Source organism: Chamaesiphon sp. VAR_69_metabat_338, from assembly GCF_031423935.1.
In the GTDB taxonomy this organism is placed as follows: domain Bacteria; phylum Cyanobacteriota; class Cyanobacteriia; order Cyanobacteriales; family Chamaesiphonaceae; genus Chamaesiphon.
Map to the genome: position 1 here is coordinate 1 of NZ_JANPGM010000732.1, position 4605 is coordinate 4605.

Below are 4605 nucleotides of genomic sequence, written 5' to 3' on the forward strand. Positions count from 1 at the left end.
CTCAACAATGCGACTCAGGATCTTGAGTAAAGTCGATTTTCCAGCACCATTTCGACCGATAATTCCAACTCTGTCGCCCTGCTTAATCTCAAAGGATACATCCTTCAGTGCCCAAAACTCATCAGAAGCAGGATCGTAAAGTTGTGATTTACCACCTCGGAATGGCTGTAGTAAATTTTTGACACCGCTAGTCATCGACTCTCGTAAAGTTGTATAACCTTCCTGCTTCTGATGTCCCAGAATATACTTCTTACTTAAATTTTCGACCCTAACTACTGTGTCAGACATGTGTTAATCTATCTCTCTATTAGATCTCTAATTTTATTTAAATGACATCGGCGAAAGTCTTTTCCACTTTGCGGAAATAAACAATGCCCACTACTAATAGTAGTAACACCAGACCTAATGATAGAGCAAATCCTGGCAAGTATAGTTTCGCGTCTCCACCTAAAATCGACCAGCGAAAGCCATCAATTACACCGACCATTGGATTGAGAGAATAAAGCAATCGATACTGTTCGGGGACGATATTGCTGCTAAATCCGACTGGTGAAATATATAATCCAATTTGGGTAATAAAAGGTACGATAAACCGAAAATCTCGATACTTGACATTCAGCGATGCAAATAATAACCCCGCACCGATCGAAGCTGCAAACGCGATCGCTACAAATACAGGTAACATCAGAATTCGCCAACTCGGCACATAGTTGTACCAAGCCATCAATCCCAACAGAATGATTCCTGAAATCATAAAATCCACAAAACTCACCACGATCGCACTCACTGGCACGATCAATCGCGGAAAGTAGACCTTAGAAATCAAATTAGCATTCCCAATCAAACTATTGCTACATTCAGACAAAGCATTAGCAAAAAACTGCCACGGTAGCATCGCCGAAAATACCAAAATTGGATAAGGAACGCCCTCCGATGGCAGCTTGGCTAAATTGCCAAATACGACTGTAAATACCACCATCGTCAGAAATGGCCGAATCAATGCCCAAGCAATCCCGATCGCGGTTTGCTTGTAACGCACCAAAATATCTCGCCAAGCCAAAAAGTAAAATAACTCGCGATATCGCCAGAGATCTTGCCAATATTGGCGTTCGGCTCGTCCCGCTTCAATGATTAATTCCGGCTTGGCATCCGTATTCTTTACATTCATAATCGGGACTATCTATGGGTTCTGAATTAAAGGTCGGATCTGAAAAAATCCAACTGTCTAGGGATGTTGGGTTTCGCTCTACTCAACCCAACCTACGAGAAATGGCGGTGTTGATGCCAAGTCCAGGCGTGTTGGACGATCGCATTCAAGTCGGCATACTCTGGTTTCCAGCCCAAAACTTGGCGAGCTTTGTCGCTACTGCCGATTAGGGTAGCAGGATCGCCAGCGCGGCGGGGACAGAAATCGATCGCGATCTCTTTGCCCGTTACTTGCTTGGCGGTATCGATGACTTCCTTAACCGAGAAGCCATTCCCATTACCCAGATTGAAGATTTGGCTGACTTGGTTCTTTAGCAAGTATTCTAAGCCCAGAACGTGTGCTTGAGCCAGATCGGTAACGTGAATATAGTCGCGGATACAAGTGCCGTCTGGCGTCTCATAGTCCGAGCCAAACACGGAGATCGCCGCCCGTTTGCCTGCGGCAGCTTGTAGAATGAGCGGGATCAAGTGGGTTTCAGGATTGTGATCTTCCCCAAACAATCCATCCGGATCGGCACCAGCGGCATTAAAGTAGCGGAAAATTACCGACTTCATCCCATAAGCCGGATCGTAATCTTGCAACACGCGTTCGATCGCCAGTTTGCCCGCACCATAGGGATTGATCGGGAACTGGGGATGTTGCTCATCGATCGGAATATACTGTGGATTGCCATAGGTGGCACAAGTCGAGGAGAAGATAAAATTGGTGACTCCATGTGCGCGCATGGCATCGAGCAATGCCAAAGTACCGACGACATTATTCTGCCAATATTTAGCCGGATCGCTGACCGATTCGCCTACATAAGCAAAAGCCGCAAAGTGCATTACCGCAGTAATCTTGTACGTCGTAAAAATCCGATCGAGGACGGCGCGATCGCTAATCTCACCCACTACTAACTTCGCTTTGAGATGTGCCTCAACGGGTTCGCGATGTCCATACACTAGACTATCTAAGACAACGACTTGAAACCCGCGCGTTTCTAACGCTTTGACAGCATGAGCACCGATATATCCCGCCCCACCCGTTACTAGTATTACTCGATCGGCTGCATCCATAATGTAAGCTCTTTAAAATTCGATAAAGGTGATTTTGAGGTCTAACTTCTGTGTCTATGGTGCCCACAACCAGCATTAAACCGCCACATGCACAACTTATTCACACCATACCGATCCGCTAGATCCGCCAAAATACGGTATCTCGATCTCGATTTTGCTGGTATATTTAAATACATTGGAGGTAGGCGATCGTCACCGAATGGTGATAAAAGCCTTTACTCCCTGATATTGTTTGACCCGTGCTTCTCGGCGGCTAAATTCACTCACCGACGGATTGCCATTGGGATGAACGACGCCAGTTACGCGCTGCCAGAGGTCATCTGGAGCTAAAATTAGCTCGTAAGTACGATCGCTAGTTTTGCAAACATAATACCATTTTGTCCTTTGACATCGATCGCACCAGAAAGATTCTAACCACTCGCCAGTAATCGAGACAGTAGTGTGAAAGTCGATCGATAATTTGGCGGCCAACCGCCCGAAGCCACGCGCCTCAAGCTGTTCTGGTCGATCGGCAAACAAGTAATACTTTTTACTCATACTGTCCAAATAACAATCGTGAATCGGACAGTAAATACTCCGGCGTTTCGATCGATGGCGTTTTTTGACACATTTATCCTGCACTTCGGCCTCCTTCGCTGAAATTAATGGCAGTGAATTGAAGGTTGCGGTGGAGAGACTGAGATCGGGAAAGATCGTCGAAGCCCACTCCAGTAAACGATCCGAACATTAGTAGCGATTGGTATTCCAGCACTGACAATCGACATTTGGCTCTAGAACCTGGCGATTCGACCCGAGCATCATCCGCTCGATCGATACAGATGCGCTCCAATTGCTAGCTGCTGCTAAATTTTAGTCATTGGTATGGAATGGTGTTGTGGTTATCGGTGATATAGACTCGAATGACGGGCGAGCTTAGAGATTTTTTGCGTGACTGATGTAGCATTTGTGTCCCTTTGCCCAAAATCATATCACATTACGACTCTTCCCTCCGTGCTAGATTGAGGCTCATTTTTAAACTTTATACGCAATCGATCGGTTAATCACTCCCAAACTAGCAATTAAACCGATGACGGAGAAGATCTATTGAGAATCTACCTGCCCCTGCATCTTGGAGAGCAAGGCTTGGGTCAGTGGCAAGTCAGAGAGTCGATCGACTCGTCCAGTATTCACGACTTGCTGGAGAAAGTCAAGAAAATCTCGTTGAACTTTCTGAGTTTTGGGATGCTCTGCACCTAGATGTTGTGCCCGAATGCCAAGAGCGCGAGTATAGAGTTGTTCGGCCTCACCATACCGCTGCATCGATTGGTACACGAAGGCCAGATTATTGAGACTAGTGGCGATTTGCGGATGGTCTGCACCTAAGTGCCGCTCTCTAATGGTTAGCGACTGGCGATAAAGTGTCTCTGCTGTAGCGTATTGCTCGGTTTTGTAATATAAGCCGGCCAGATTGTTTAAGCTTTGGGCGGTCTGCGGATGCTCGCTGCCTAGCTGACGCTGCCGGATTTCGAGAGATCTTAGATATAGCGGTTCTGCCGCGCCATAATTGCCAGTCTTATAATATAGTACGCCTAAGTTATTCAGTCCTTGAGCGGTATGGGGATGATCTTGACCTAGTTGACGTTCGTAGATGCCTAGCGCACGGGCATAAAGAGGTTCGGCTTCGGCATAGCGTTCGATCCGATAATACAAGCTGGCAAGATTATTCAGACTTTGAGCTGTATGCGGGTGTTCGCGACCTAACTGTTCTTCGTAGATCGCTAGCGCGCGCACCAGTAAGGACTCTGCTTGTGTAAATTCACCAGTTTCATAGTACGAATTTGCCAACTGACCCAAGCTTTGGGCCGTATAAGTATGATTAGCCCCTAGCTTTTGTTCGCAAATTGCGAGTGCGCGGCTATACAACGGTTCGGCATCTTCATATTGCTGAAGCGATTTATATAAATCTGCCAAGTGGTGTAAGTTAGCAACTAGATCTACACGATCGTTCCCGAGTTCGCGTTCGCTAATATCCAAGGCACGAAGATATAGCGATTCGGCGTCTTCATAACGCTCGATTTCTAAGTACAAATTAGCAAGTTTGTTGAGGTGTGCAACTGCCGTGAGGTGGTTGACGCCGACTTGTTGTTCGTGAAGTTTGAGTGCGCGAATATATAGCAATTCGGCTCGATCGCTTTGCCCCATTGCCAAGTACAATCCGGCGAGATCTTGCAATGTCTGGATCGTGTCGAGATGGCTGGCTCCGAGTTGGCTTTCGTAGATCTCGTGGGCGCGAACGTACAAAGGTTCGGCTTCTGAATACCTACCCATCATTAGATACAAGCCTGCCAAATGATTTAAGCTTTG

5 protein-coding genes are annotated in these 4605 nt (G+C 46.6%); all 5 read right to left on the reverse strand.

Annotation, left to right across the window (positions count from 1 at the left end; translation table 11 throughout):
* On the reverse strand, nt 1-288 hold a 288-nt coding region (locus RMO84_RS20345), incomplete at its 3' end, for an ATP-binding cassette domain-containing protein (RefSeq protein ID WP_310490258.1).
* A gap of 37 nt (nt 289-325) precedes the next feature.
* Nucleotides 326-1168 (reverse strand): ABC transporter permease, encoded by an 843-nt coding sequence (locus RMO84_RS20350; protein ID WP_310490259.1) that lies wholly within the window; start codon nt 1166-1168, stop codon nt 326-328.
* A gap of 92 nt (nt 1169-1260) precedes the next feature.
* Complete coding sequence (galE, locus tag RMO84_RS20355) at nt 1261-2262, reverse strand: UDP-glucose 4-epimerase GalE (RefSeq protein ID WP_310490260.1); 1002 nt, start codon at nt 2260-2262, stop codon at nt 1261-1263.
* Nucleotides 2263-2454: 192 nt separating this feature from the next.
* The gene (locus tag RMO84_RS20360; protein ID WP_310490261.1) at nt 2455-2883 is read right to left on the reverse strand and encodes a hypothetical protein; all 429 of its coding nucleotides are present in this window, start codon (nt 2881-2883) and stop codon (nt 2455-2457) included.
* Nucleotides 2884-3342: 459 nt separating this feature from the next.
* Nucleotides 3343-4605 (reverse strand): tetratricopeptide repeat protein (locus tag RMO84_RS20365; protein WP_310490262.1); only part of this gene is annotated, 1263 nt, incomplete at its 5' end.